At 58.2% G+C, this 25415-nt stretch carries 21 protein-coding genes; 2 read left to right on the top strand and 19 right to left on the bottom strand.

Translation table 11 applies throughout. From position 1 onward, the window contains the following. Positions 1–136: 136 nt before the first annotated feature. Both ABS758_RS10055 and cueR read left to right on the top strand, forming a co-directional pair. Positions 137–2407 carry a heavy metal translocating P-type ATPase gene (locus ABS758_RS10055; RefSeq protein WP_350382386.1) on the top strand — a complete coding sequence of 757 codons (2271 nt, stop codon included), beginning with the start codon at positions 137–139 and terminating at the stop codon, positions 2405–2407. 58 nt (positions 2408–2465) lie between these two features. After that, positions 2466–2873, top strand: coding sequence for a Cu(I)-responsive transcriptional regulator (gene cueR / locus ABS758_RS10050; RefSeq protein ID WP_350382570.1), 408 nt, complete (start codon positions 2466–2468; stop codon positions 2871–2873). On the opposite strand, the gene ABS758_RS10045 is transcribed toward cueR, so the two are convergent. From ABS758_RS10045 to aroC, 19 genes are all read right to left on the bottom strand, one after another. Further along, positions 2870–3475, bottom strand: coding sequence for a nitroreductase family protein (locus tag ABS758_RS10045; RefSeq protein ID WP_350382387.1), 606 nt, complete (start codon positions 3473–3475; stop codon positions 2870–2872). The two genes, cueR and ABS758_RS10045, sit on opposite strands and share 4 nt — an antisense overlap. Before the next feature lie 49 nt (positions 3476–3524). Continuing rightward, complete coding sequence (gene pdxJ, locus ABS758_RS10040; RefSeq protein ID WP_350382571.1) at positions 3525–4262, bottom strand: pyridoxine 5'-phosphate synthase; 738 nt, start codon at positions 4260–4262, stop codon at positions 3525–3527. Further along, positions 4259–5695: an efflux transporter outer membrane subunit gene (locus tag ABS758_RS10035; RefSeq protein WP_350382389.1), complete on the bottom strand. Its 1437-nt coding sequence runs from the start codon at positions 5693–5695 to the stop codon at positions 4259–4261. Before ABS758_RS10035 ends, pdxJ begins: the two co-directional genes overlap by 4 nt. Then, a complete protein-coding gene (locus ABS758_RS10030) occupies positions 5692–8856 on the bottom strand; it encodes a multidrug efflux RND transporter permease subunit (protein ID WP_350382390.1) in 3165 nt (1054 codons plus the stop codon). Before ABS758_RS10030 ends, ABS758_RS10035 begins: the two co-directional genes overlap by 4 nt. A 44-nt stretch (positions 8857–8900) precedes the next feature. Next, positions 8901–10154, bottom strand: a complete 1254-nt coding sequence (locus ABS758_RS10025) for an efflux RND transporter periplasmic adaptor subunit (RefSeq protein WP_350382392.1) — start codon at positions 10152–10154, stop codon at positions 8901–8903. A gap of 157 nt (positions 10155–10311) precedes the next feature. Then, on the bottom strand, positions 10312–11106 hold the full coding sequence (locus tag ABS758_RS10020) for an ABC transporter ATP-binding protein (protein WP_350382394.1): 795 nt from the start codon (positions 11104–11106) through the stop codon (positions 10312–10314). A 3-nt stretch (positions 11107–11109) separates the two neighbouring features. Then, positions 11110–11997 carry an ABC transporter permease gene (locus ABS758_RS10015; RefSeq protein WP_350382395.1) on the bottom strand — a complete coding sequence of 296 codons (888 nt, stop codon included), beginning with the start codon at positions 11995–11997 and terminating at the stop codon, positions 11110–11112. A 122-nt stretch (positions 11998–12119) separates the two neighbouring features. After that, positions 12120–13088 carry an ABC transporter substrate-binding protein gene (locus tag ABS758_RS10010; RefSeq protein WP_350382396.1) on the bottom strand — a complete coding sequence of 323 codons (969 nt, stop codon included), beginning with the start codon at positions 13086–13088 and terminating at the stop codon, positions 12120–12122. A 54-nt stretch (positions 13089–13142) separates the two neighbouring features. Further along, the gene (locus ABS758_RS10005) at positions 13143–13811 is read right to left on the bottom strand and encodes a phosphoribosylanthranilate isomerase (protein WP_350382398.1); all 669 of its coding nucleotides are present in this window, start codon (positions 13809–13811) and stop codon (positions 13143–13145) included. Further along, positions 13808–15472 (bottom strand): TRAP transporter large permease, encoded by a 1665-nt coding sequence (locus ABS758_RS10000; protein WP_350382399.1) that lies wholly within the window; start codon positions 15470–15472, stop codon positions 13808–13810. Before ABS758_RS10000 ends, ABS758_RS10005 begins: the two co-directional genes overlap by 4 nt. Before the next feature lie 2 nt (positions 15473–15474). Next, the gene (locus tag ABS758_RS09995) at positions 15475–16089 is read right to left on the bottom strand and encodes a TRAP transporter small permease subunit (RefSeq protein WP_350382400.1); all 615 of its coding nucleotides are present in this window, start codon (positions 16087–16089) and stop codon (positions 15475–15477) included. 115 nt (positions 16090–16204) lie between these two features. Then, positions 16205–17023, bottom strand: a complete 819-nt coding sequence (truA, locus tag ABS758_RS09990; RefSeq protein WP_350382401.1) for a tRNA pseudouridine(38-40) synthase TruA — start codon at positions 17021–17023, stop codon at positions 16205–16207. A 6-nt stretch (positions 17024–17029) separates the two neighbouring features. Next, the gene (locus ABS758_RS09985) at positions 17030–18853 is read right to left on the bottom strand and encodes a FimV/HubP family polar landmark protein (protein WP_350382402.1); all 1824 of its coding nucleotides are present in this window, start codon (positions 18851–18853) and stop codon (positions 17030–17032) included. Next, positions 18853–19983 carry an aspartate-semialdehyde dehydrogenase gene (gene asd / locus ABS758_RS09980; protein WP_350382403.1) on the bottom strand — a complete coding sequence of 377 codons (1131 nt, stop codon included), beginning with the start codon at positions 19981–19983 and terminating at the stop codon, positions 18853–18855. Before asd ends, ABS758_RS09985 begins: the two co-directional genes overlap by 1 nt. 41 nt (positions 19984–20024) lie before the next feature. After that, the gene (gene leuB, locus ABS758_RS09975) at positions 20025–21101 is read right to left on the bottom strand and encodes a 3-isopropylmalate dehydrogenase (protein WP_350382405.1); all 1077 of its coding nucleotides are present in this window, start codon (positions 21099–21101) and stop codon (positions 20025–20027) included. Between the two features lie 108 nt (positions 21102–21209). After that, positions 21210–21866 (bottom strand): 3-isopropylmalate dehydratase small subunit, encoded by a 657-nt coding sequence (leuD, locus tag ABS758_RS09970; protein WP_350382407.1) that lies wholly within the window; start codon positions 21864–21866, stop codon positions 21210–21212. A gap of 9 nt (positions 21867–21875) precedes the next feature. Continuing rightward, positions 21876–23279, bottom strand: a complete 1404-nt coding sequence (gene leuC / locus ABS758_RS09965; RefSeq protein WP_350382408.1) for a 3-isopropylmalate dehydratase large subunit — start codon at positions 23277–23279, stop codon at positions 21876–21878. 140 nt (positions 23280–23419) lie between these two features. Beyond that, entirely contained in the window at positions 23420–24256 is an 837-nt protein-coding gene (locus ABS758_RS09960) for a M48 family metallopeptidase (protein WP_350382410.1), read from the bottom strand. 33 nt (positions 24257–24289) lie between these two features. Further along, the gene (gene aroC, locus ABS758_RS09955) at positions 24290–25390 is read right to left on the bottom strand and encodes a chorismate synthase (RefSeq protein WP_350382411.1); all 1101 of its coding nucleotides are present in this window, start codon (positions 25388–25390) and stop codon (positions 24290–24292) included. Positions 25391–25415: the final 25 nt, after the last annotated feature.

Raw genomic sequence — 25415 nt, 5'->3', positions numbered from 1 at the left:
CTCCTGTGACGAATGCCCTATCTTAAACCTTGACGCTGTGGCAGGCTCAAGCTTGCCAGGGCATAGAATCTCGTGATTGACCTTACCCTTAGGGCAAGCCTGATCCTACAATCATGGTAAATAACTGGAGTTGGTAATGAATGCCCTCTCAAAAACCCTTGATCTCGATATTGAGGGTATGACCTGTGCATCCTGTGTCCGCCGGGTAGAAACCGCCCTGAGCAAAGTACCCGGGGTAGCCCAAGCCAGCGTCAATCTGGCGACCCGCAGTGCTCACGTCACCCTGACGCCCGAGGGGGCAGCCCCCGAGGCGCTGCTGGCTGCCGTCAAAAAAAGAGGTTACGGAGCCACTGTCCGGACTCCCGAAACCCGCAACCGTAATGTACCGGCAGAAGAGGAATACCACGCCGCAGGCCTGCGCTTCTGGATAGCACTGGTGCTGACACTGCCTGTATTTTTGGTTGAAATGGGCGGACACCTGATCCCTGCTGTGCACCACTTTGTGCAAAATGCGGTCTCGGGGCAGACCCTGGCAATTGGCCAGTTTGTCTTGGCCACTGCCGTGCTGGCCGGCCCTGGCCGGCAATTTTTCAGCCGAGGCTTCAAGGCATTGTGGCATCTGGGCCCCGACATGAATACGCTGGTGGCGCTGGGCGCCGGCAGCGCCTGGCTATATTCCACGCTGGTTACGTTTGCGCCAGCCATCTTCCCTGAGGCCTCAAGGCACCTGTACTTCGAAGCCGCAGCAGTCGTCACCACACTGATCTTGCTGGGCCGCTGGCTTGAAGCCAGGGCCAGAGGCCGTGCCGGATCGGCGATCCGACAGCTGCTTAATCTTCAGCCCCGAACAGCATGGGTTCTGCGCGACGGGCACTGGTCAGAGCATCCCATCGACCAACTGTCTGTGGGTGATCACATCCGTGTACGACCTGGCGAGAAAATCCCTGTAGATGGCCTGGTCACAGAGGGTGAGTCCTGGGTGGATGAGTCGATGATCACGGGTGAGCCCATGCCCGTGACACGCCGCAGCGGCGATCCGCTGATTGGCGGGACGATCAATACACGCGGCAGCCTGGAGTTTCAGGCCACCCAGGTGGGTGCGGACACTGTCCTGGCACACATCATCCGGATGGTCGAACAGGCGCAAGGCTCGAAATTGCCGATTCAGCGGATGGTGGATCGGGTAACCGGATGGTTTGTGCCAGCAGTGATGCTGCTGGCTGTGCTGGCGTTTTTAGCCTGGCTGATGTGGGGGCCCACACCACAACTGGCGCACGCATTGATCGCGGGAGTGGCTGTGCTGATTATCGCCTGCCCCTGCGCGATGGGGCTGGCCACACCGATTTCAATCATGGTTGCAACAGGCCGGGCGGCCGGCCAGGGGATTGTGTTTCGTCAAGGTGACGCCCTCCAGCGCTTGCGCAATGCACGGGTAGTGGCTTTTGATAAAACCGGCACACTTACCCAGGGGCGGCCTGCACTGAGCGATATCAAGCCGCTGGGTGCCTGGGACGACACCCGTCTGCTGCAGGCGGTCGCCTCAATACAGAGTGCGTCCGAGCACCCCATCGGCAAGGCAATCACGGAAGCTGCCGAGCACGACCACCTGACACTGGACAAGGTCAGCGAGTTCGCTACATTGACGGGCGCCGGTGTACAGGGTCGTCTGAGTTCCGGCACGTGGCTGCTAGGTAATATCGCCTTGATGCAGGGGCGGGATATCGCCGTGTCCGACTCAGTGCAAACACAGGTGGAAGCGCTGGCATCACAAGGAAAAACCGTTTTTCTCGCTGCCTGTGATGGCCATCTGGCGGGGATTTTGGCCGTTGCCGATACGATCCGGCCCAGTGCCGCTGCGGCTATCCGGCAGTTGCACGCGCTGGGCCTGAAAACCGCCTTGATCACTGGCGATCATCGCTCGACGGCACTAGCGGTTGCCAAAACACTGGGGATCGATATCGTGCACGCGCAAACCCTGCCTGAACACAAGGCAGAGATCTTGCGCCACTTGCAACAAGAGACGGGTGCACTGGCCTTTGTGGGTGACGGCATCAACGACGCCCCCGCCCTGGCGACAGCAGATGTCGGGATCGCCATTGGCCAAGGGACAGACGTCGCTATCGAATCCGCCGACGTCGTCCTGATGAACGAAGACCTGGGATCTGTGGCACGTGCGGTGCGCCTGTCGCGCCTTACCTTGCGCAACATCAAGCAAAACCTGTTCTGGGCCTTTGCCTACAACGTGGCACTCATCCCGGTGGCTGCGGGTGCACTATATCCTTGGACAGGCCTGCAGCTCTCGCCCATGCTGGGCGCCGGCGCAATGGCCTTGTCCAGCGTCTTTGTCGTTACCAACGCCCTGCGCCTAAAATGGCAAACTCTGGAGGTTTCAGATGCCCGATCCTGATCACATCACACTTGCTGCGCCCCCAGGCAAACCACGCCTGAACAAGCCCGCGCATCTGCTGAATATTGGTGAGGCCGCAAAACAGACCGGGCTGACACCCAAGATGATCCGCTATTACGAAGATCAGGGGCTCTTTACGCCGCATACCCGAACACTGGCCGGTTACCGTCAATATGCGGAACCCGACCTGCACGCCCTGCACTTCATCCGCAGCGCACGGGATCTGGGGTTTTCGGTAAAGCAAGTGGCAGAACTTACCGAGCTATGGCGCAATCACGATCGCGCGAGCAGTGAGGTAAAAAAGCTGGCCATGGATCATATCCAGGAACTGGAAAACAAAGCGGCCATCTTGCAGCGCATGGCAAACAGCCTGAAAATCCTGGCCCAGCACTGTCATGGAGACGAGCGCCCCGACTGCCCCATCCTGGATGGCTTGCAAAGCCAGGACATGCAATCAAGGGCTTAATTGGCCTCTTGGTTGGTCACCGAGTGCCGGCCTTGCGATGCACTCCATTGCGACACCAGTGAATGCCAGTCAGGTCGCTCGGGCTGCTGCGGCGCATTGACAGGCGTGCCAATCGCCAGGTATCCCATGAAGGTCTCGTCCAGCGCATCAAACCCAAAGGCTTCGCCCATATTATCGAGATAGGTGCCCAGGCCTGTGCTCCAGTATCCATGAAAACCCAGTGCATGCGCTGCATTCAGGATATTCATCACCGCGCAAGCTACTGACAGCCGGCTTTCTTCTGGCCGGATACGTCCGTTGGGATCGGGTCGACAAGCCACTAAAATCAGCAAAGGTACGCTGCCAAGCCATTTTCTGGCCGTGGCCACCTTGGCTTCCGGCAGGGCTTGTCCGCTGGCCTGAGCCGCCTGCTCGGCCACATCCACAATGGCGGCCACGTCGGGCCCCTGCACCAGCGAAAAACGCCAAGGCCGGACAGCCCCGTGGTCGGGCGCACGCATGGCCGCCCGCATGATCTGATCCAGTTGTGCAGCATCCGGCCCCGGTGCCTGAACAAATTTGACCGATTGGCGGCTCAAAAGCGTGTCGAGCATCAAAGACATGGGATCTCCGAAAAAATAAACAGACAAATAAGGCCTTGAGAGGAACCGATCAGGCTGGTTGGCCGCTGGCAGCCTGCACCATCAGGGCCTTCATGCGCCGGATGGCCGGCTCCCAACCGTCGAATACCGCTTGCGCCACAATGGCATGGCCAATGTTAAGTTCGGTGATACCCGGGAGCGCGGCAATCATCTGAACATTGTCATAATGCAGCCCGTGCCCCGCATTGACGCGCAAACCCTCGCCCACACCGATTGAAATCGCCGCTTTCAGGCGCGCAAGTTGCTGTGCCTGCTGCGTATCGTCGGCCGCATCGGCAAAAGCGCCCGTATGGAGCTCGATGATTGATGCGCCTGCACGCACAGCCGCTTTGATCTGATCTGCCTCGGGATCAATAAATAGCGATACCCGGATGCCCGCATCCTGCAAACGCGCCACAGCAGCTTGTACTTCGTGAAACTTGCCCAAGACATCAAGCCCACCCTCAGTGGTGAGCTCACGCCGGTTTTCTGGCACCAGGCAAACATCCTGTGGCTGGATCTGGCAGGCGATTGCCAGCATCTCTGGTGTGATTGCGCATTCAAGATTCATGCGTGTACGCAACACCGGGCGGATCGCCTTGACATCCGCGTCCTGAATGTGGCGGCGGTCTTCGCGCAGATGCAGGGTAATGAGATCGGCCCCCGCGTCTTCTGCCCGCAAAGCCGCCTGCAGGGGATCTGGGTATTGAGTAAGGCGCTGTTGACGCAAAGTGGCAATATGGTCGATATTGACCCCGAGTTCCATCAGTTTTCTCCGGCAGGCACATCAGCGGCAGACCAGCCACCACCAAGCGATTTGTAGAGCTCTACCCGATTGGCCAAGGCAGCAGTGCCCACCTGAATGAACTGCTGTTGCACACCGTACAAATTGACCTGCGCGGTTTGCACCTGCAGGAAACTGTCAACCCCGGTTTCGTAGCGCAACTGGGCCAATTTCAGGGCTTTCAGTGCGGAAGCTTCTGTATCACGCACAGCATCGAGCTGGCGACTGTAGGTAGCCTCGCCGGCCAGACCATCTGCAACTTCGCGAAACGCGGTTTGTATGGTTTTCTCGTAGGCTGCCACGGCAATATTTTTGCGCGCCTTGGCCAGATCAAGATTGCCCTTCACTCCCCCGGCAAACAGCGGCATCTGGATTTGTGGCGAAAACTGCCAGTAGCGCTGGCTGCCGCCAAACAGGCCACCCAGCTGGGGGCTGGCAAATCCCAGCAACCCTGTCAGGGAGATATGTGGGAAGAACGCAGCACGGGCGGCTCCGATTTGTGCGTTGGCGGCTTTCAGACTGTGCTCGGCTGCCAGAATATCCGGGCGGCGCTCGAGTAGCTGCGAAGGCAGGCCGGCGGGAATGGAGGCCAGGAGCTGGTCGCGGCCAAACGCTTGCGGTGCCGGCAAGTCGCCTGGCACCGGCATCCCGAGGATGAGCTGCAAGGCATTGCCCGACTGCAAAATGGCTCGCTCGGTGGCAACCAGATCAGCCCGCACGGTATCCAGTTGCGCCTTGGCCTGGGCAAGATCAAGATCAGAGGCTACCCCGGCATCAAAGCGGGCCTGCACCAGATCGAGAGTCCCCTGGCGTGCAGTCAGGGTTTTCTCCATCAAGGCATGCATGGCCTGGGCCGAGCGCAGATTGAAATAGGCCTCGGCAGTTTGTGCCACCAGGCCCAACTGCACCGTCCGACGCGCTTCTTCGGTAGACAAATATTGCTGAAAGGCGGCTTCGCTGAGGTTGCGCACACGACCAAAGAAATCGAGTTCGAAGGCAGTCATGCCCACACCAGCAATGAAACTGCGATTGACCGACGAGCCGTCTGACTGGCGCATATTAGCTGGCAGCCGGGTGGCCTGCTCGGAGCCCAGCGCGCCGATGGTTGGCAAACGATCACTTTGCACGACCCCATATTGGGCACGCGCTTCTTCGACGCGATCGATGGCGATGCGCAAGTCTCGATTATTGTGCAAGGCAAGACCAATCAGTGCCTGCAGGCGCGGATCGTGAAAGACGTCATGCCATTCGGGAAGCATGCTTGTCTGCCCCGCTGCCTGTGCTTGCCCAACCACCCGAAACTGATCGGGCACAGGGGCAACGGGCCGTTGATAATCAGGTGCCAGAGAGCAGGCACTCAAGGCCAGGCTTAAGGTGGTCAGGGTGGCCAGGCGCCCATATTGCATCCGGATACTCATGCGCGATCTCCGCTGTCGTCATCGGCTGCGGGAATATGCGGTGCCTGGTGTCCCAACAGTTTGGGTTTGGTCTTGAACAATTTCAGAATCACCACAAAAAAGGTTGGCACAAAAATAACCGCCAGCGGTGTCGCTGCCAGCATGCCGCCCAACACCCCCAGACCGACTGCATTTTGGCTGGCGGCCCCGGCGCCGTTGGCCATTACCAGCGGTACCACCCCAAGGATAAAGGCGAACGAAGTCATCAAGATTGGCCGAAACCGCAGGCGGGCGGCTTCGATAGACGCCTCGGCAAGACCGGCGCCACTGGCGTACAAGTCTTTGGCAAATTCCACAATCAAAATTGCATTCTTGGCTGCCAGGCCGATCACGGTGACCATCCCCACCATGAAATACACGTCATTGGACTTGCCCATCAGGCTGCTGAGCAATACGGCGCCCAACATCCCCAGTGGAACTGCCAACATCACCGACAGCGGAATTGCCCAGCTTTCGTAGAGTGCCGCCAGCACCATGAACACCACCAGCACCGCCAAGCCCATCAAAATCGTGGACTGACTGCCTGCTTGAATTTCCTGGTAGGAAAGGCCTGTCCACTCGTAACCCAGGCCGCCAGGCAGCTCGGCAATCAGCCGCTCCATCTCGGCCATGGCCTGGCCGGTAGAGTATCCGGGCGCCGCCGAACCACCAATACGAACGGCCTCGTAACCGTTATACCGTACGACCTGAACAGGCCCTCGCGTCCACTCGAGCGACACAAACGAAGACAAGGGCACCATGTCGCCAGCCGCATTTCGGGCATTGAGCTGCAGGATATCGTCGGGATCCATACGTGAGGATTGATCGCCCTGTACCCAGACATTTTGCACCCAACCCTGGTTGGTAAACTTGCCCACGTAAGAAGAACCGATCGCAGTGGAGATCAGGCTGGCCACCTCAGAGAAATCCACCCCCAGAGCGGCCGCCTTGGCCCGATCAATCTGAACCTTCAGCTGGGGCCCTGCTCCCAGGCCCGTGATTCGGGTACCGGTAAGGATCGGGCTCTGGCTGGCAGCCTGCAACAACTGCTGAGCAGCTGCCTGTAAGGCATTATTGCCCACGCCGCTGCGATCCTCGAGGCGTAAATCAAAGCCGGAGGCATTGCCCAGCGACGAGATGGCCGGCGGCGTGATGGAAATCACCATGGAATCAGGCAAACCAAACAGCAGTTTCCCCATGGCGGTACCCGAAATTGCTTGTGCAGAATCTCCCGGGCCCTTGCGCTCGGAGAAGTCTTTGAGCGGAACAAAGGCAATTGCGGCGTTCAGACCATTACCGTTAAAGCTGAAGCCCTGGACGGCAATGACATTAGCCACTTGAGGCAGGTTCATGAAGTACTGCTCAACCTGTTTGATGACGTCAATCGTACGATTGGAGGTTGACCCCGATGGAAGCTCGATATTGGCGATCACGTAACCTTGGTCTTCCTCGGGCAAAAACGACGTGGGCAAGCGCGTGTACATCCAGACCAACGCAATCACCAGCACCGCAAACACAATCATCAGACGGGCCGAACGTTTCAGGCTGCGACCCACCCACCGCGCATATCCCTGCGTGCTGCGATCAAAGAATCGGTTGAACCAGCCAAAGAACCCGCCCTTGGTTTCGTGGTGTCCCTTGGCAACGGGTTTGAGAATGGTGGCGCACAAGGCCGGTGTGAAGCTGAGGGCGAGAAAGGCCGAAAACAGAATGGACACGGCCATTGCCACCGAAAATTGACGGTAGATGACCCCCACCGACCCTGACATAAATGCCAGAGGCAGGAACACGGTGGTGAGCACCAGTGTGATACCCACGATGGCGCCACTGATCTGTGGCATGGCCTTTTTGGTGGCTTCTCGCGGAGACAGGCCTTCCTCGGACATGATGCGCTCGACGTTCTCGACGACCACAATGGCATCATCCACCAATATCCCGATGGCCAACACCATGGCAAACATCGTCAGCACATTGATGGAGAAGCCCAGCGCCAGCATGACGGCAAACGCGCCAAGAATCGCCACAGGTACCACCAGCGCGGGGATCAGCGTGTAACGGATGTTCTGGAGGAAGATGAACATCACGACAAACACCAGGAGCATGGCTTCAAACAGCGTATGCACCACTTGTTCGATGGACAAGTTTACATAGGGCGAGGTGTCGTACGGAATTGCGTAGGTAATGTTCTCCGGGAAGAACTTTGCCAGCTCTTCCATTTTTGCCTTGGCCAGCTTGGCTGTCTCGAGCGCATTGGCTGTTGGTGTGAGAGAAAGCGCAAACGCAGCGGTTGGCTTGCCATTGAGACGCGCCCCAAACTGGTAATTGTCCGAGCCAAGCTCGACACGAGCTACATCCCGGATGCGCACACTGGAACCATCAGGATTGGCCCGCAGGATGATATTGCCGAACTCATCGGGGGTCATCAACTGGCCATTGACAACCAGGGGCGCTGCCACCCGCTGATTGTCGGGATTGGGAGGGGATCCCAAGGTGCCACCAGAAATCAGGACGTTTTGGCGCGCGATCGCATCGTTAACCTGCGACATGCTCAGGCCGTAGCCCACCAGCTTTTGCGGATCAACCCAGACACGCATGGCTTTGCCCGAGGCAAACAGCTGGAACTTGCCAACACCCTTGATGCGGGACATCGGGTTTTGCACATTACGAGTAATGTAGTCAGCCAGGGCGGTCTGATCCATGGAGCCATCCTTGGAGGACACCGTCACCACCATCAGAAAGCCCGAATTGGACTGGTTGACTTTCAAGCCCTGCTGCACAACGGCCGCCGGCAATTTTGCCATGACATTGGACAAGCGGTTTTGCACGTCGACCTGGGCCAAGTCGGGGTCGGTACCTGCGGCAAAAGTGACGGTAATCTGTGCCTGACCATAGGAGTCACTGACTGACTCGTAATACAGCAAGCCCTTGGCGCCATTGAGCTCGTTTTCGATCACGCTGGCCACAGAACTGGAAACATCGGTGGCTGATGCCCCTGGGTAAGTCGCACTGATGTTAATCGTGGGTGGCGCTACCTCTGGATACTGGGACACCGCCATATTTGGGATGGCCAGCAGCCCCGCCAAGGTGATGGCCAAGGCCACCACCCAGGCAAAAATTGGTCGATCAATGAAAAACTGTGGCATGAGAGCTCGCTAGAAAACCGGGAACGGGACGAGACAGCAGGCGCTTAGCCTGCTTTCGCCTGATCGGAAGCGCCGGGGGCGGGCTTCTGCCCCGCTTTAGGCTCTTGTGCTGACGCGGCAGGTTTCTCTGCACCAGAAGCCCCCTTGGCACCCGCTTGCTTCCAGGGCATGGCTTGCACCGGCGCACCGGGCCGGATTTTCTGGAAGCCCTCTACCACCACTTGATCTCCCGCCTGCACACCCTCGTAGAGGACATAGCCTTGTTCCACGCGCGGCCCAATCCGCACGGGCACGAACGCAGCCTTGCCGTCCTTGACCAGCACGATGGTGCTGTTGCCATCAGCGGTGTGCTGAATGGCCTGCTCGGGAACCACCAGCGCTTCTTTATCCATGCCCTGAGCCACCTGCACCCGGACATACAAGCCAGGCAAAAGAATTTGTTCAGGGTTGGGAAACTGAGCACGCAAATTGACCTGGCCAGTACCGGGGTCGACCGAGACCCCGGAAAACAGCAGTTTGCCGGGGTGGCGATATTGAGTGCCGTCTTCGAGGAGCACAGTTGCCTGTGTGTCGCCCTGGGCATCCGGCTGGATAACGCCATCGGCAATTTGGCGACGCAAAAGGGAGATCTGTGCCACTGGCTGACTGATATCAACGTAGACTTCGTTGAGCCGCTGCACGGTAGCCAGCTGGGTGGCAGAGGAAGCGCTGACCAAGGCGCCGACAGTTACCAGGGATTTACCGATCTGGCCACTGATCGGCGAGGTAACCTGGGTGTAACCCAGATTAATTTCTGCAGACTCAAGCGCCGCTTCGGCAGCTGCCACAGAGGCATCTGCCTGACGCGATTGCGCAGTGGCATTATCGTAATCCTGCTGGCTAATCGCATGTTGCTTGATCAGGGTGCCAAAGCGCTTGGCCTGAAGCCTGGCAGTAGTGGCGGCCGCTTGTGCATTTTTAAGCTGGGCAGCAGCCTGATCCCGGGCGGCCCGATAAGGAGCTGGATCAATGGTAAACAACAACTGGCCTTCTTTAACCAGCCCACCCTGTTCAAAATCAATGGATTTGACGATACCGGTAACCCTGGCACGGATTTCGGCATCTTCGATGGCCTGTACACGACCAGGGAGCTCAGTGGTCACCGACACGGCTCGAGGCGCAATCTGTACCACGCTGACCGGTATTTGCATGCCTTTCGCCTGCTCCTGGGGTTTGTCGCCGCAGGCAGCCAGAGACAGCAACAAGACCAGCGTCAAAGGCCGCATGATACGGCTGACGTGCGGTTGCACAAAACCCATAAGAGAACTCCAGGTGAGACAAAATTGAATTGATCGTCTGAGCAGCGAACCACAGCTGCACAGCCAATTTGCTTTAAGCTGAAAATATCTTCCGGACAAATGCCGCTACCGCCAAGTATAAAATGGAAACAACGATGGTGTTGTGACAGCCGGGCGTCTAACCCAGCAACAACGTGTCATCCGCGATTTCTTCACCCCGGACACGCTCGAACATTGCCAGCAGATCGGTAACCTCCAGCCCGCGTCGGGTATCGCCCGAAACATCCAGAACCACACGTCCCTGATGCAGCATCACAGTGCGATCACCAACATCAAGTGCCTGACGCATGCTGTGGGTCACCATCATGGTGGTCAGCCCATGTTCGGCCACGATTCGGCCAGTGAGATCAAGCACGAATTGTGCCGTACGTGGGTCCAGTGCGGCAGTGTGCTCATCGAGCAATAGAATTTGAGACGGCCGAAGGGCCGCCATCAGCAGACTGACCGCCTGACGTTGACCACCCGACAACAGGCCGATGCGGTCGGTGAGGCGATTTTCGAGGCCCAGACCAAGCATCACGAGGCGTTCGCGAAACAAGACGCGCATTTCTTCACGCACCGCCCGACGCAAGCTGCGAAACTGCCCGCGACCCAAGGCAAGTGACATATTTTCTTCGATGGTCAGGTTCTCGCAAGTGCCCGCCATGGGATCCTGGAACACCCGGGCCACCTTGCGGGCGCGATCCCAGACTGGCTGGCGCGTAACGTCTTCGTTCTCGATGAGGATGATGCCGCTGTCTACAGTTTGCTCGCCAGAAATTGCATTGAGAAAGGTGGATTTCCCGGCGCCATTGGAACCGATAACCGTGACAAACTGGCCTGCGGGGATTTCGAGGGACATCCCTCGAAGCGCCTGGGTCTCGATGGGCGTGCCCGGATTAAACGTGAGCTGGAGGTTTTGTGCACTTAACATGGTTCAAGCCCTCTTCTTGGAGAAACGCTGCTTGACCAGAGGGATCACCAAGGCAACCGTTACCAGCACCGCCGTGACCAGATTAAGGTCTTGCGCCTTCAGGCCAACGAAGTCGGCATTCAGGGCCAACGCGATAAAGAACCGGTACAGCACCGCACCAATGACCACCGCCAGCGTTGCCACCACCAGGCGGCGCGTGGGCAAAATGGACTCGCCAATGATGACTGCTGCCAGGCCAATGACGATGGTGCCGATGCCCATGGAGATATCCGCCCCGCCCTGGGACTGTGCAAACAAGGCGCCCGCCAGACCACACAGGGCATTGGAGATGGCCATCCCCAGCAAAACCATGCGGCCGGTGTGAATGCCCTGGGCTCGGGCCATCCGGGGGTTGGAGCCCGTGGAACGCATGGCCAGGCCGACCTGAGTGGCAAAAAACCAATCGAGTGCCAATTTGACCACTACCACCAGCACCAGCAAGATGAGCGGCCGGGCAACAAAATCGTCCAGGCCCGCCGGCTGCAGCACTGTGAAAACGGTGGGGTCGGTAATCAGCGGCACATTGGGCGCATTCATAATGCGCAGGTTGATGGAATACAAAGCAATCATCATCAGAATGCTGGCCAGCAAATCCATGATCTTGAGGCTGACATTAAGCCAGCCGGTAATCATGCCCGCAAACCCGGCCGCCAAAGTGGCAATCAAGGTAGCCAGGAAGGGATCCATGCCATTGTGAATCAGGATGGCCGCAGTGGCACCACCCAGTGGAAAGCTGCCATCCACGGTGAGATCGGGGAAATTCAGGACGCGGAAGGAAATCAGGACGCCCAAAGCAACCAGGCCAAAAATCAGCCCGATTTCAAATGCACCCCACATGGAATAAATGGACATGGAACTCTCTGGAAAATCTACCCCCTGAGGCGCTAACGGCCAGGGCGGGCAAGGAACACCCGTCCTGACAGACGGATGTCTGGACACGGTACAGAAGACGTACCGCATCCGTGCAGGTAAGGTTATTTAATGACTTCTGCCGCAGATTTTATCAGGGCATCAGACAAGGTTACGCCTTGCTTTTTGGCGGCCTCGGGATTAACAAAAAGCTGCAACTTGGAGCTGGTTTCAGAGGCAATGCTGCCGGGCTTCTCGCCCTTGAGAATACGCACAACCAGGGCGCCCGTCTGGATGCCGAGATCGTGGTAATTGACCCCCAACGCAGCAATGGCGCCTCGCTTGACGCTGTCGGTATCCGATGCCACCAGCGGGATCTTGGCAGAATTACCCACCTTGACCAGGGCCTCGTAGGCAGACACCACGTTGTTGTCGGTATTGGTATAGATGACATCGACTTTACCCACCAGACTACGCGCGGCAGCACCGACATCTACCGTACGGGCTGCCGTGGCTTCGACGAGAGTCATGCCAGCCTTGGGCAGGAGCTCACGAAGCTGCTTGACCACGACCACCGAATTGGCCTCGCCGGGGTTGTAGACCATGCCCACGTTTTTGGCATCAGGCACAACCTTTTTGATGAGCTCGATTTGTTTATCGAGAGACAAGGCATCAGATACCCCGGTAACGTTGGTACCAGATGGGCCCCAGCCAGGAACCAGCTGCGCAGCAACGGGATCGGTGACTGCGGAATACACAACCGGGATTGTTTTAGTGGCCGCAACAACTGCCTGGGCAGACGGCGTGGCAATGGCCACGATGACATCCGGTTTGTCGCCAATGTACTTGCGTGCGATCTGGGCGGCAATAGCGGTATTACCTTGGGCCGTTTGAAACTGCCATTTCAAGCCCTTGGCTTCGGTGTAACCGGCATTTTCCAGGGCTTTCTTGACACCATCCTTGACCGAATCCAGGGCAGGATGCTCAACAATCGAGGTGACGGCCACTGATTGCGCCGTTGCCTGCGTAGCAGCCAAGGCGCCCACAACGGCAGCAACACTAGCCAGCTTGCGAACAATGGGTTGCAGTTTCATGTAAGGCTCCTGAATATTGAATTATTGTCTGGAGGCGTGAGCCTCGCGTGGCGCTTATTCTAACCTGCCCGTCTCGTCGGCCAAGCGGACGGCTTCTAAAAATGCCTGTACCTTTTTTGCATCTTTCAGCCCTGGCGCAGTTTCGACACCGCTACTGATATCGACCGCATGCGGGTGCCAGGTGTGGATGCTCGCACCCACGGTGTCTGCAGACAGACCACCAGACAGCACCCAGACCGGGTGCGACTGGCCACGAGGTACCTGCGACAACAGAGATTGATCAAATTTGCGGCCACTGCCCCCATAAGCAGGGCTATAGCTGTCAAACAGCCAACCACTGGCATGCGGATATTGCAGACATTGGGCTGCCACGCCTTCAGGTGTATCCAGCCCCGGTGCTCCAATGCGAAACGCCTTGAGATACCGATGATCAAACTGAGCACAGAATGCCGGCGTTTCGTCGCCATGAAACTGGAGAAGGTCGGGTTGCACGCTTTGTATGGTGCGCCGGACATCCGCCGCATCCGGATTGACAAATAACGCCGCCACCGACACGAATGCAGGGACAGACGCCCGCAAACGCGCCGCGTCTTTTAGTGAGACCAACCGACGGCTGGCCGGATAAAACACCAGCCCAACGGCATCGGCCCCAGCGGCCACCACTGCCTGCACATCCTGGGGGCGCGTCAGGCCGCAGATTTTTACACGGGTTCGGGATGTCACTGGAACCCCCCGCCGGCATCCGTCCCATAGCTATCAAGCCCGTAGGCACTATCCTGGCCAAAAGTGACCGAATCGGGATTGACCTGCGGCGCATCACTTTTATAGTGCGTCACCATCCCAGGCATCGTAAGAACAGCCACCACCATCAGCACCTGAATGACAATGAACGGGATGGAACCCCAATAGATTTCGGCAGTCGTTACCTTTTTGATCAGTTGCCCCGTGACGCGGTCGTGGTAATCCTCTTTGGGTGCCACTGAACGCAGATAAAACAGTGCAAAGCCAAAGGGCGGGTGTACAAACGAGGTTTGCATATTGACTGCCAGCAGCACGCCAAACCAGATGAGGTCGATGCCCATTTTGTCGGCCACAGGCCCCAGCAAGGGCACAATGATAAATGCCAGTTCGAAGAAGTCGAGGAAAAAGGCCAGAAAGAAAGTAATCAGGCTGACCACAATCAGGAAGCCGATTTCACCACCGGGCACATGCAGCAGCAGCTGCTCGACCCATAAATCGCCGTTGATGCCCCTGAAGCTGAGGCTGAAGATGGTAGAGCCCACCAGAATAAAAATTACAAAACAGGTAAGCCGTGCCGTGCTTTCCATGGCCTGACGCAGCTGCTGCATCGAAAACCGCCCCCTGGAGACAGCCATGATAAGCGCACCTACTGCGCCCATGGCCCCGCCTTCGGTGGGGGTAGCCAAACCGATGAAAATGGTACCCAGCACCAGGAAAATCAGTGCCAGCGGGGGGATCATGACAAACACGACTTGCTCGGCCAACGAGGACAGCCAGCCCAGATGCAGGAGGCGATTGCCCAGCGCCATGGCCAGGGCTGCGCAGCCCCAGAACAGCAAGATGATCACTACCCGTTCGTCCACCGGGATATCGGCATGTGAGCGGAAGTAGTAATCAGACCCGAAATACGCCACTGCGGCGCCGATCACGGTGAGCACCAAAAGTGAGCGCAAGCCACGACGACCCTTGGCGTCGACCTCGCCACGGGCCTCTGGTGGCAAGGCCGGCACATAGCTGGGCTTAAACACCGCGACGATGAAGACATACGCCATGTAAGCACCTGCCAACAGCATGCCTGGCAGCATCGCCCCCCGATACATGTCACCAATCGACCGTCCGAGTTGGTCGGCCAGCACAATAAGCACCAGTGACGGTGGGATGATTTGCGACAGTGTGCCCGATGCCGCAATGACACCTGTTGCCAGGCGCCGGTCGTAGCCATAGCGCAGCATGATTGGCAGGGAAATCAGGCCCATCGAAATGACGGACGCAGAGACAACCCCTGTGGTGGCTGCCAGCAAGGCACCCACAAACACCACGGCAATCGCCAGCCCCCCCCGCAGGGGCCCAAACAGGCGCCCCACCGTATCGAGAAGGTCTTCCGCCATGCCTGAGCGTTCGAGAATGAGGCCCATGAACGTGAAAAACGGCACAGCCAGCAGTGTGTCGTTGCCCACAATGCCAAAAATGCGTTGCGGCAAAGCCTGAAACAACAGGGGGCTCATGAGATTGAGATCAATCGCCACCAGGCCGTACACTACCCCCGTTGCGGCCAATGAGAACGCCACCGGAAACCCGAACAGTAAAAACACGATCAGGTTGAAAAACATGACCGGGGCAAGGTTATTAACGATAAATTCCATGATCAGCGACCGTGGGTGTCGGGTTGAATTTGCCCGGCGTGTTGCTGAGCGAGGATGTCTTCGACAAGGGCTTCCTCAGCGCTCTTGCCACTGGATACCTGCATTGGATTGCTGCACTGCCCGCGCAGAAACCCGATGCACTTGATGAGATGCGATATCCCGGCCAATATCAGCAAGAAAAAACCCACAGGAATAAGCAATTTGGCGGGCCAACGGATCAGGCCATCGGTATTGGAGGAGAGCTCGTGGGTAATGTAGGACTCCCAGAAAAAGGGAATCGACAACCACAGCACCAGACAGGCAGCCGGCATCAGGAAAAAAATCACGCCGAAGATCTCTACACCTACCTGGGCGCGCTCGGGCAACTTTTGGGCCAGCACATCGACACGGACATGCTCGTTGCGCAAAAACGTAAATCCCGCTGCCAACAAGAATATGGCACCAAACAGATACCATTGCAGCTCGAGCCAGGAATTTGAACTGAGACTGAAGAGTTTTCGCATGACCGCATTGCCCGCGCTAATGATGGCGACAATGAGCACCAGCCAGGTCACACCTCGGCCAACAGCCGTATTGAGGGCGTCAATCCACCCGGAAAGCTTAAGAAGGATTCTCATTGCCAGCCTGCAGAACAAAGACCGCCGATGCAAAAGACACCGCGCGTAACAAAACGTCCAATTTTATCCGAAGCGCAGCGTATCACACCACGGTACTGTCCCGAACCCCCGCAAGTTAGGAATCGGCTGGGCACAACAGGCCCAAATGATGATGCAAGACATCATAAGCAGGTCGCAACGGCAAATCAGGCGCTGCGGGGTATCCAACATGCGCCAGATACAGGCCGTCGGGCATAAAGGTAGGGGCAGCCAGGCGACGGTCTTTGCTGGCCAACACATCGGCCACCCAGCGCACTGGTCGACGACCACGCCCCACCATCAGCAAAGAACCCATCAGGTTACGTACCATATGGTGCAGAAACGCATTGGCACGAAACTCAAAAAACAGGAATTCTCCCTGTCGCTGGACATCCAGTGCATCGAGTGTCCTTACCGGGCTGGCCGCCTGGCACTGGGATGAGCGAAAGGCGTTGAAATCATGTTCGCCCCGCAGCAGAAGTGCTGCTTCTTGCATCGCTTTTTCGTCCAGCACATCGTGCACCCAACCCACACGCCCGCGAAGCACTGGCGAGCGTACCGGCGCACTACGCAAAATATATAGGTAGGTACGGCCCCGGGCGTCGAAGCGGGCATGAAACGTATCTGCCACCGGCCTTGCCCACTGAACCGCCACACTGGCCGGCAACAATGCGTTCAAGCCCCGAACCCAGGACTCATCGCGTCGGATTGCATCCGTATCCAGATGCACAATCTGCTGCAAAGCATGGACACCGGTGTCGGTGCGGCCGGCACAAATCGTGGCAACCCGAGGGGTGTTGAGGAACTGCTGTAAGGCGGCTTCCAGCGTGTCCTGGACGGTTTGCCCGCCTGGCTGGGTTTGCCAACCTTGCCAGGCAGCGCCGTCATAGCTGATGCAAAGGGCAATCCGACCCACAGGGTGTCAGCCCTTAGGTGGCACGTTGGGTTCTTCTTGTGAAAGCTCGAGATCGAGCCCCTTCAATTTTTCACGCACCATGGCTTCGGTAGGCTGGGCGGATTCGATGATGACATCATCACGGCCCACGCTGGCACGTCGCAGCAACCAGGCAATAATGAAAACAATCAGGGCCAGCAGTGCTGTCATGACCGCCAGCAGGTGATCCTGGATCCAGGAAGCCCGATCTTGCGCTTGTGCCGTGGATGCCAGCTCGGCCGCTTCGGCGGCTGCCCCTTCGGGGGGTTCAGTTGAAGCCAGATTAGCGGCTACAGGCGCATTTGTTGACATACCACCGGTTGACGCACCACTGGCAGATGAGCCACCTGCGGCAGAATTGGACGCAGACGAATTGCCAGACGAAGAAGTGGCGCCCGAGGCACTGGAGGCAGACGAACCGGAAGCATCAGACCCTGACGCGCCCGAAGCCGATGAAGTATTGGACCCATCTGGTGCGGCAGATTGTGCTTTGCCGGCGTCGGCAGGCGCAGCCTGGCCCGGGGATGTGGATCCCCCCTGCCCTGAATGCTGTGGGTTTGCGCTATCGGAAGCGGCTGTTGGTGAAGATGTTTGCTGGTCAGACGCGGCAGAGCCATCTGCCCCTGCTTGTGTGCTTGCATTGGCTTGCGCCGCCGCATCCTGGCTGGCCTCGGTAATGGCACTGGCGACCTGCTGGATAGACTGCGTGATGGCCTCGGCACCAGCAGCGGCGGCACTGCGTGCGGCTTCGCCTTGGGCCTGCAAAGCCTGGTTAAGGTTGTGGACGTTGTCTTCAAGCTGCCCCACCCGGGATGCAGCGTCGGCTTGCGCATGACGCTCTGCAGTCTGGGCATCAGCTTTCTGATCGGGCGAGCCACCATTGCCTGATGCACCTGCTTTTGCCGCAGAGCCTTGGCTGAGCCTGAGCTGGTCTTGCGCAGCTTGCTGAGACTGGGCAGATTGCGCGTTAGGCGGCGAGACCTTGCCACTGGTGGAATTTGTGGATACGGCTGCCGACGGGCTGGTGGCTGCCTGAGCTGCCGCCGTATGACGCGAACGGGCCAGTGCAGCTGTTTGTGCAACAAACTGGCGACGTGCCTCGATATCGGAGATGGACAGCATCTCGGCGACATCCGGAACGGCAAGCTGCGCACCAGCACGCACCAGATTGATATTGTGTTGAATAAACGCACCTGGGTTGGCCCGCTGCAAGGCCATCATCAGCTGATACACAGAGACGCCATCCACGGCATGCCGCCGTGCAATCGCAAACATGGTGTCGCCCTTATGGACGCGAATGGAACCCTGCGGCACGCGCCTGACGCTGGTGGCCGGAGTGGTTTGCGTGGTACTGGCGGACGCAGCCGGGGCTATCGGGGCCGCCTGCCCCGCCGGTGCCTGTGCGGTGAGTGGTGCAGGTGCCAGCAAAGAGACTTGATAGCGCTGATGGCCGGAAGCCGTTTGCACGTCCAGAAGGAGATCTGCCAAAGAGCCTGAAAAAAGCTGTGGCGAGGTGATCTTGAGAACCCGCTGCCCCGCGCTACCTGAGCCCGGCGTGACGCCGACTGAAAGCGTATCGAGCGCAACGGGCGGTGTGAGGCCTACGCGAGACCAGTCGGCTGCAGGTGCCGGCTTGGCAGACAGCACCGGAATGTCTGCATCAGACAGCCCTTGGACAGGCACCAGAATAAGCAAGGGCTGCCCGGAAGCAGACGCCAGACGGGCATGGCCAATGCTGGCGGCCTGAACAGAACCGGCGGCAAATGCCGCCAGCGTGATGACACCACTTAGCAGGCGGGCAGCAGGTTTCATTAAAGTTCACCTAGCGCAATGCGCAACATGCGTCGCAGAGGCTCGGCGGCACCCCACAGTAGTTGATCTCCGACCGTAAAGGCACTGAGATATTCTGGCCCCATCGACATCTTGCGCAGCCGCCCAACGGGGATATCCAGGGTGCCCGTGACCGCAACCGGAGTCAGCGCCTTGACCGAGGAATCTTTATTGTTGGGAACATACCGGGCCCAATCCGTGCCCGAGCTGATGGCATCGGTGATCTCGTCGAGCGGGATGTCACCACGCAACTTGATGGTGAGCGCCTGGCTATGGCAACGCATGGCGCCAATACGCACACACAAGCCATCAACCGGCACCGGAGGGGCATCAAAGCCCGGCCCACGCCCCAGGATTTTGTTGGTTTCGGCACCACCTTTCCATTCTTCGCGGGACATGCCATCGCCAAGATCTTTGTCGATCCAGGGAATCAGGCTGCCACCCAGTGGAACGCCGAAGTTTTCTTGCGGCAGATCGGGGCTTTGCTGGGCTTTCAGGACACCGCGATCAATATCCAGAATAGCCGAGGCAGGATCCGCCAATTGAGCGCCCACCGCCCGATTGAGGATGCCAAACTGGGTGAGGAGCTCGCGCATGTGGCGTGCCCCGCCCCCAGAGGCGGCCTGGTATGTCATGGAGGTAAGCCATTGCACCATGTCGGCCTTGAACAAGCCGGCCAAGCCCATCAGCATGCAGCTAACCGTGCAATTGCCACCAATGTAGTCGCGCACGCCGCGCTGCAAGGCCGCATCAATGACAGGCCGGTTGACGGGATCGAGCACAATAATGGCGTCGTCTTTCATGCGCAGGGTGCTGGCTGCATCGATCCACATGCCTGTCCAGCCAGCCGCCCGCAGCTTGGGGTACACCTGAGAGGTGTAATCCCCGCCTTGCGCCGTAACGATAATGGGCAGTTTTTTAAGGGCGTCGATATCGTAAGCGTCTTGCAGTGCGCCGGCCCCGTTGGCCCACTGAGGTGCTGCGCCCCCGGCATTGCTGGTAGAGAAAAAAACTGGCTCGAAGAAATCGAAATCGTTTTCTTCGCGCATCCGCTGCATCAGCACCGAACCCACCATCCCTCGCCAACCAATCAGACCCACTGCTTGCGCCATAAATCCCTGCCTAAACCAAAAAGGTGAAAAGAAAGAATGTTTTATTCTAATGCCTTCAGTACTGCATCGCCCATCTCTGAGGTAGAAACCCGGGTAGTCCCGGCCTCGTGAATGTCGGCTGTACGCAACCCCTGGGCCAAAACACGTTGAACAGCCGCTTCAATTTGGTCGGCCGCTTCGCCGGCATCCAGAGAATATCGCAGCAGCATTGCTGCAGATAAAATCGTGGCCAAAGGATTCGCCACATTTTGTCCGGCAATATCCGGTGCAGAACCATGGCTGGGCTCGTAGAGCCCCTGCCGACTGGCATTCAGCGAAGCCGACGGCAGCATCCCGATGGAGCCGGTCAGCATCGCCGCCTCGTCGGACAAGATATCGCCAAAGAGATTGCCCGTTACCAGGACATCAAATGCCTTGGGCTCTCGTACCAGTTGCATTGCAGCGTTATCCACGTACATGTGTGTCAGGGTAACCTGCGGATATTCTTTGGCCACATCCAACATAATGTCACGCCAGAACTGGGAAGTCTCCAGCACATTGGCTTTATCGACACTGCACAGTTTTTTCTGGCGTTTGGCGGCTGCCTGAAAAGCTACGTGAGCAATACGCCGGATTTCGCTCTCGGCGTAGTGCATGGTATCAAACCCCTGACGCTCGCCGGCAAACGGGCCATCTTCGAGGGTGCGCACCCCGCGCGGCTGGCCAAAATAAATATCACCCGTCAGCTCACGCACAATCAAAATATCCAGACCCGCCACAATCTCTGGCTTGAGCGATGAGGCGTTGGCCAGCTCTGGGTACAAAATCGCCGGACGCAGGTTGGCAAACAAACCCAAAGCCTTACGCAGCCCCAGTACGGCCTGCTCGGGCCGCAGGGCGCGCTCCAGATGATCGTATTTCCAGTCGCCTACTGCGCCAAACAGGATGGCATCCGCCTTCAAGGCGATGTCCAGCGTCGATTGCGGCAGCGGGTGGCCCTGGGCAGCATAAGCGGCACCGCCCACTGGCGCCTCGGTGAAACTCAGATCCAGATCCAGAGCTCGTAACACCCTGACAGCCTGCTCGACAATTTCAGGGCCAATGCCATCGCCTGGCAGTACCGCAATATTTGAAGTCATGAAAAATCCCGAATAAAAAGTATCCCGCGCCCCACACGGGACGCGAGAGTTGTTTGACAAGACACAATCACCCGATGGCCAAAGGCCTGCTCCGGGCGAACGAGTGCCTTACTGCTCAGTTGGGCGATCTTTAACCAGCCAGGGATGGGTGGCCAGCCGTTTGGCTTCGAAGTCGCGGATCTGATCAGCATGCAACAGGGTCTGGCCGATTTCGTCCAGGCCCTGCAGCAAAGATTGCTTGCGATAGGCATCGACGTCGAAAGACCACTGCGCGCCATCAGGCGCCGTGACGCTTTGTTGCTGCAAGTCGACCGTCAGGGAATATCCCGGCTGGGCGGTAACCGCCTTGAAAAGCTGATCGACCACGTCCTCGGGCAAAACAATCGGCAACAGGCCGTTTTTGAAGCTGTTATTGAAGAAAATATCTGCGTAGGACGGCGCGATCAGGGCCCTGAAACCATACTGTTGAAGCGCCCAGGGGGCGTGCTCGCGGCTGGAGCCGCAGCCAAAGTTTTTGCGGCACAACAGGATGGACGCGCCCTGATATCGGGCGTGATTCAGCACAAAATCCGGGTTCAGCGGTCGCTGGCTGTTATCCATACCGGGCTCGCCATGATCCAGATACCGTATCTCATCAAAAAGATTGGGCCCGAAACCCGTACGTTTGATGGATTTCAAAAACTGTTTTGGAATGATCAGATCGGTGTCGACGTTGTCGCGATCGAACGGAGCCACCAGCCCCTGATGAGTCGTAAATGCTTGCATGGCGGGATCCTATTTGAAAGTGCGGACGTCAATAAAATGCCCGGTTACTGCAGCAGCGGCAGCCATGGCGGGGCTGACCAAATGCGTACGCCCTCCCTGCCCCTGACGCCCTTCGAAATTGCGGTTTGAAGTGGAGGCGCAGCGTTCGCCCGGCTCGAGCCGGTCGGCATTCATGGCCAGACACATCGAGCAGCCCGGCTCGCGCCATTCAAATCCGGCATCCAGAAAGATGCGATCGAGCCCTTCGCGCTCGGCCTGCGCTTTGACCAACCCCGAACCCGGGACAACCATGGCCAAGCTGACATTACCTGCCACCTTGCGCCCCTTGGCCACTTCGGCCGCCGCACGCAGGTCTTCGATGCGCGCATTGGTGCACGAGCCGATAAATACTTTGTCGATGCGGATGTCGGTGATGGGTGTGTCCGCCTGAAGATCCATATACTGCAGGGCACGCTCCATCCCTTTGCGGCGTACCGCATCGGGCTCTGCTGCCGGATTGGGCACCCTGCCACCAACTGCAGTGACCATTTCGGGCGAAGTACCCCAGCTGACCTGGGGCTGGATCTTGCCGGCATCAATCTCAACCACACGATCAAACACCGCGTCTGGATCTGAGTGCAAGGTTTGCCAATAACGGACGGCCTGATCCCAGAGGTCTCCTTCTGGTGCATATGGCCGGCCCTTGAAATAGTCGATGGTGGTTTGATCGACAGCCACCATGCCGGAGCGGGCACCGGCTTCGATAGCCATGTTGCAGATCGTCATGCGGCCTTCCATCGAGAGGGCCTGTATTGCCGTACCGCCGAATTCGATGGCGTGACCGGTGCCGCCGGCCGTACCAATCTGGCCAATGACGTAGAGAATCAGATCCTTGGCTGTACAACCAAAAGGCAGCTGACCATCCACCTTGACCAGCAGATTACGGCTTTTTTTCATCAGCAGGGTTTGGGTGGCCAGGACGTGCTCGACCTCGGAGGTGCCGATGCCAAAGGCAAGTGCCCCCATCGCTCCGTGCGTGCTGGTGTGCGAATCGCCACACACGACCGTCATGCCGGGCAAGGTAGCACCTTGCTCGGGGCCAATAATGTGCACAATGCCCTGACGGCGGTCGTTCATGCGAAATTCGGTGATGCCCCAGGTATCGCAGTTTTTATCCAGGGTATCCACTTGCAGTCGCGAAATGGGATCCTGGATACCCTGGGAGCGGTCGGTGGTGGGGACGTTGTGGTCGGCCACGGCCAGATTGGCGGCAATGCGCCACGGCTTGCGCCCTGCCAGCTCAAGGCCTTCGAACGCTTGCGGGCTGGTTACTTCGTGAACCAGATGGCGATCGATATACAACAGACAGGTACCGTCTGGGCCCTGGTGCACCACATGGGCGTCCCAGAGCTTGTCATATAGAGTTTGCGGCATGATTGGAGTCTCGAAATCAGGAATGGAACCTGGCATGGCCAAGCGGATAGAAACCATTATGCCAGCGTGAGATCTACCGACAAGGCCAGCATTTATCCTAGTACTAAATATACCCGGTACTGGGTTGAGACAGCGCCCAACTATCGGGGGTGATACAGAGGCATCACCTTGGCCGTGGCCTGTTTGAGATCCTGGATACGGCTTGCAGACGAAGGGTGTGTAGAGAGCATCTCGGGCGGCTGTCCGCCACCAAGGCGCTCCATTTTTTGCCAAAGTGTGATGGCTGCGCGTGGGTCGTAACCGGCACGGGCGGCAAGCTCCACCCCCATGCGATCTGCTTCGGTTTCGTTGGCTCGGCTGTTAGGCAAGGTAAACATCACCTGCGACAGATTGGAGCCCAGATCGGCCACTGCCTGACTACCCGTGACCGCTGCCAAAATGGACACCCCAATACCAGCACCCATCTGGCGCGAGACTTGCTCACGGGCATGTTCACGCAAGGCGTGAGAGATCTCATGGCCCATCACGGCTGCCAACTCGGCATCGGTGGGATTGATTTTCTCAAGCATCCCTGTGTACACGGCAATTTTGCCACCCGGCATGCACCACGCATTGACTTCATCCGATTTCAGGACATGAACCTCCCAGTTCCATTGCTTGGCATCCGGACGAAATACCCCCACTTGTGCAATCAGCCGCTGAGCGATTGCCTGAACGCGTTTGGTTTGGGCGGCGGAGGGATCCAGCGCGTGCTGCGCACGCGCCTGAGCAAGGATCTGCTGGTACTGCTGCGCAGCTTCCTGATCAAGCTGGGCCTCAGAGACCAGGCCGGACATGTATTGCGTGCGTTCGATTCCCACTGCACCAGACTGTGTGGTTTGCACAGGTGCGCAAGCAGCCAGCAGCACCGCGCAAGAGACAGCTGCTGCGGCTATCCAGGAGGTTTTGATGTGGGCAAGACGTTGAATGGGCTTCATTGGCTTTGATCTCCGCTCCGGGGTTGATGAAATCTAGGCACCGGCCAGAACCGAACCACCGACGAAAGGCGCCACGTCCGCGCACTGGGCCCGGTGGCGCAGTGCATGATCCATCAGAACAATTGCCAGCAGGCATTCGACAATCGGGGTGGCCCGGATGGCAACGCAGGGATCATGTCTGCCCAACGTTTGCACCATCACCGGCGAATTGCTTTTATCCACGGAACGACGCTCAATGCGGATACTGGAGGTGGGTTTGATCGCCAGCGAGACCCGCAGCGCCTGGCCGGAAGAAATCCCGCCCAGCACCCCACCGGCATGGTTGGCCAAAAACCCATCGGGGCTGAGCTCATCACCGTGCTCGGAACCACGCATGCTGATGCAATCGAAGCCAGAACCAATGGAAACACCCTTGACCGCATTAAGCCCCATCATGGCATGCGCAATATCCGCATCCAGGCGGTCGTACAGGGGCTCGCCCCAGCCCGCCGGCAAACCATCGGCCTGTACTTCGATGCGCGCACCGATGGAATCACCCTCGTGGCGCAGCTGATCCATAAAGGCCTCGAGTTGCGGCACGATGGCTGCGTTGGGCGCATAAAACGGGTTTTGTGAGACGGCGTCCCAGGATTCGAAAGAAATCGGGATCGGCCCAAGCTGGCTCATGTAGCCACGAATCTGTACGCCAAATTCTTGCATCAGCCACTTGCGGGCCACTGCACCGGCAGCCACCGTGGGGGCTGTCAGGCGGGCCGAGGAGCGCCCCCCGCCACGCGGATCGCGGATGCCGTATTTTTTCCAGTAGGTGTAATCCGCATGCCCAGGCCGGAAGGTCTCGGCGATATTGGTGTAGTCGCGGCTGCGGGCATCCGTATTGCGGATCAGCAGACCAATGGGTGTACCCGTGGTTTGGCCCTCAAAAATGCCCGACAGGATCTCAACCGTATCAGGCTCGCGACGCTGTGTGACATGGCGCGAGGTACCCGGTTTGCGGCGATCAAGCTCTGCCTGGATATCTGCTTCGCACAGCGCCAGCCCTGGCGGGCAGCCATCAATCACGGCGCCAATCGCCGGGCCGTGAGATTCGCCAAAATTAGTGACACGAAACAAGGTGCCCAAAGAATTGCCAGACATGATCGGTACGCCGTGAAAAATCGTG

It is taken from the genome of Castellaniella sp. FW104-7C03, from assembly GCF_040276085.1.
Taxonomy (GTDB): domain Bacteria; phylum Pseudomonadota; class Gammaproteobacteria; order Burkholderiales; family Burkholderiaceae_B; genus Castellaniella.
The sequence above is the reverse complement of the archived record's forward strand: the minus strand, read 5'-3'. Positions and strand labels throughout refer to the sequence as shown.

Coding starts and splice junctions, on each gene's coding strand:
- ABS758_RS10055 (WP_350382386.1), top strand. CDS start 137: ATGAATGCCCTCTCAAAAACCCTTGATCTCGATATTGAGGGTATGACC.
- ABS758_RS10045 (WP_350382387.1), bottom strand. CDS start 3,475: ATGTCTTTGATGCTCGACACGCTTTTGAGCCGCCAATCGGTCAAATTT.
- ABS758_RS10035 (WP_350382389.1), bottom strand. CDS start 5,695: ATGAGTATCCGGATGCAATATGGGCGCCTGGCCACCCTGACCACCTTA.
- ABS758_RS10030 (WP_350382390.1), bottom strand. CDS start 8,856: ATGCCACAGTTTTTCATTGATCGACCAATTTTTGCCTGGGTGGTGGCC.
- ABS758_RS10025 (WP_350382392.1), bottom strand. CDS start 10,154: ATGGGTTTTGTGCAACCGCACGTCAGCCGTATCATGCGGCCTTTGACG.
- ABS758_RS10020 (WP_350382394.1), bottom strand. CDS start 11,106: ATGTTAAGTGCACAAAACCTCCAGCTCACGTTTAATCCGGGCACGCCC.
- ABS758_RS10015 (WP_350382395.1), bottom strand. CDS start 11,997: ATGTCCATTTATTCCATGTGGGGTGCATTTGAAATCGGGCTGATTTTT.
- ABS758_RS10010 (WP_350382396.1), bottom strand. CDS start 13,088: ATGAAACTGCAACCCATTGTTCGCAAGCTGGCTAGTGTTGCTGCCGTT.
- ABS758_RS10000 (WP_350382399.1), bottom strand. CDS start 15,472: ATGGAATTTATCGTTAATAACCTTGCCCCGGTCATGTTTTTCAACCTG.
- ABS758_RS09995 (WP_350382400.1), bottom strand. CDS start 16,089: ATGAGAATCCTTCTTAAGCTTTCCGGGTGGATTGACGCCCTCAATACG.
- ABS758_RS09985 (WP_350382402.1), bottom strand. CDS start 18,853: ATGAAACCTGCTGCCCGCCTGCTAAGTGGTGTCATCACGCTGGCGGCA.
- asd (WP_350382403.1), bottom strand. CDS start 19,983: ATGGCGCAAGCAGTGGGTCTGATTGGTTGGCGAGGGATGGTGGGTTCG.
- leuB (WP_350382405.1), bottom strand. CDS start 21,101: ATGACTTCAAATATTGCGGTACTGCCAGGCGATGGCATTGGCCCTGAA.
- leuD (WP_350382407.1), bottom strand. CDS start 21,866: ATGCAAGCATTTACGACTCATCAGGGGCTGGTGGCTCCGTTCGATCGC.
- leuC (WP_350382408.1), bottom strand. CDS start 23,279: ATGCCGCAAACTCTATATGACAAGCTCTGGGACGCCCATGTGGTGCAC.
- ABS758_RS09960 (WP_350382410.1), bottom strand. CDS start 24,256: ATGAAGCCCATTCAACGTCTTGCCCACATCAAAACCTCCTGGATAGCC.
- aroC (WP_350382411.1), bottom strand. CDS start 25,390: ATGTCTGGCAATTCTTTGGGCACCTTGTTTCGTGTCACTAATTTTGGC.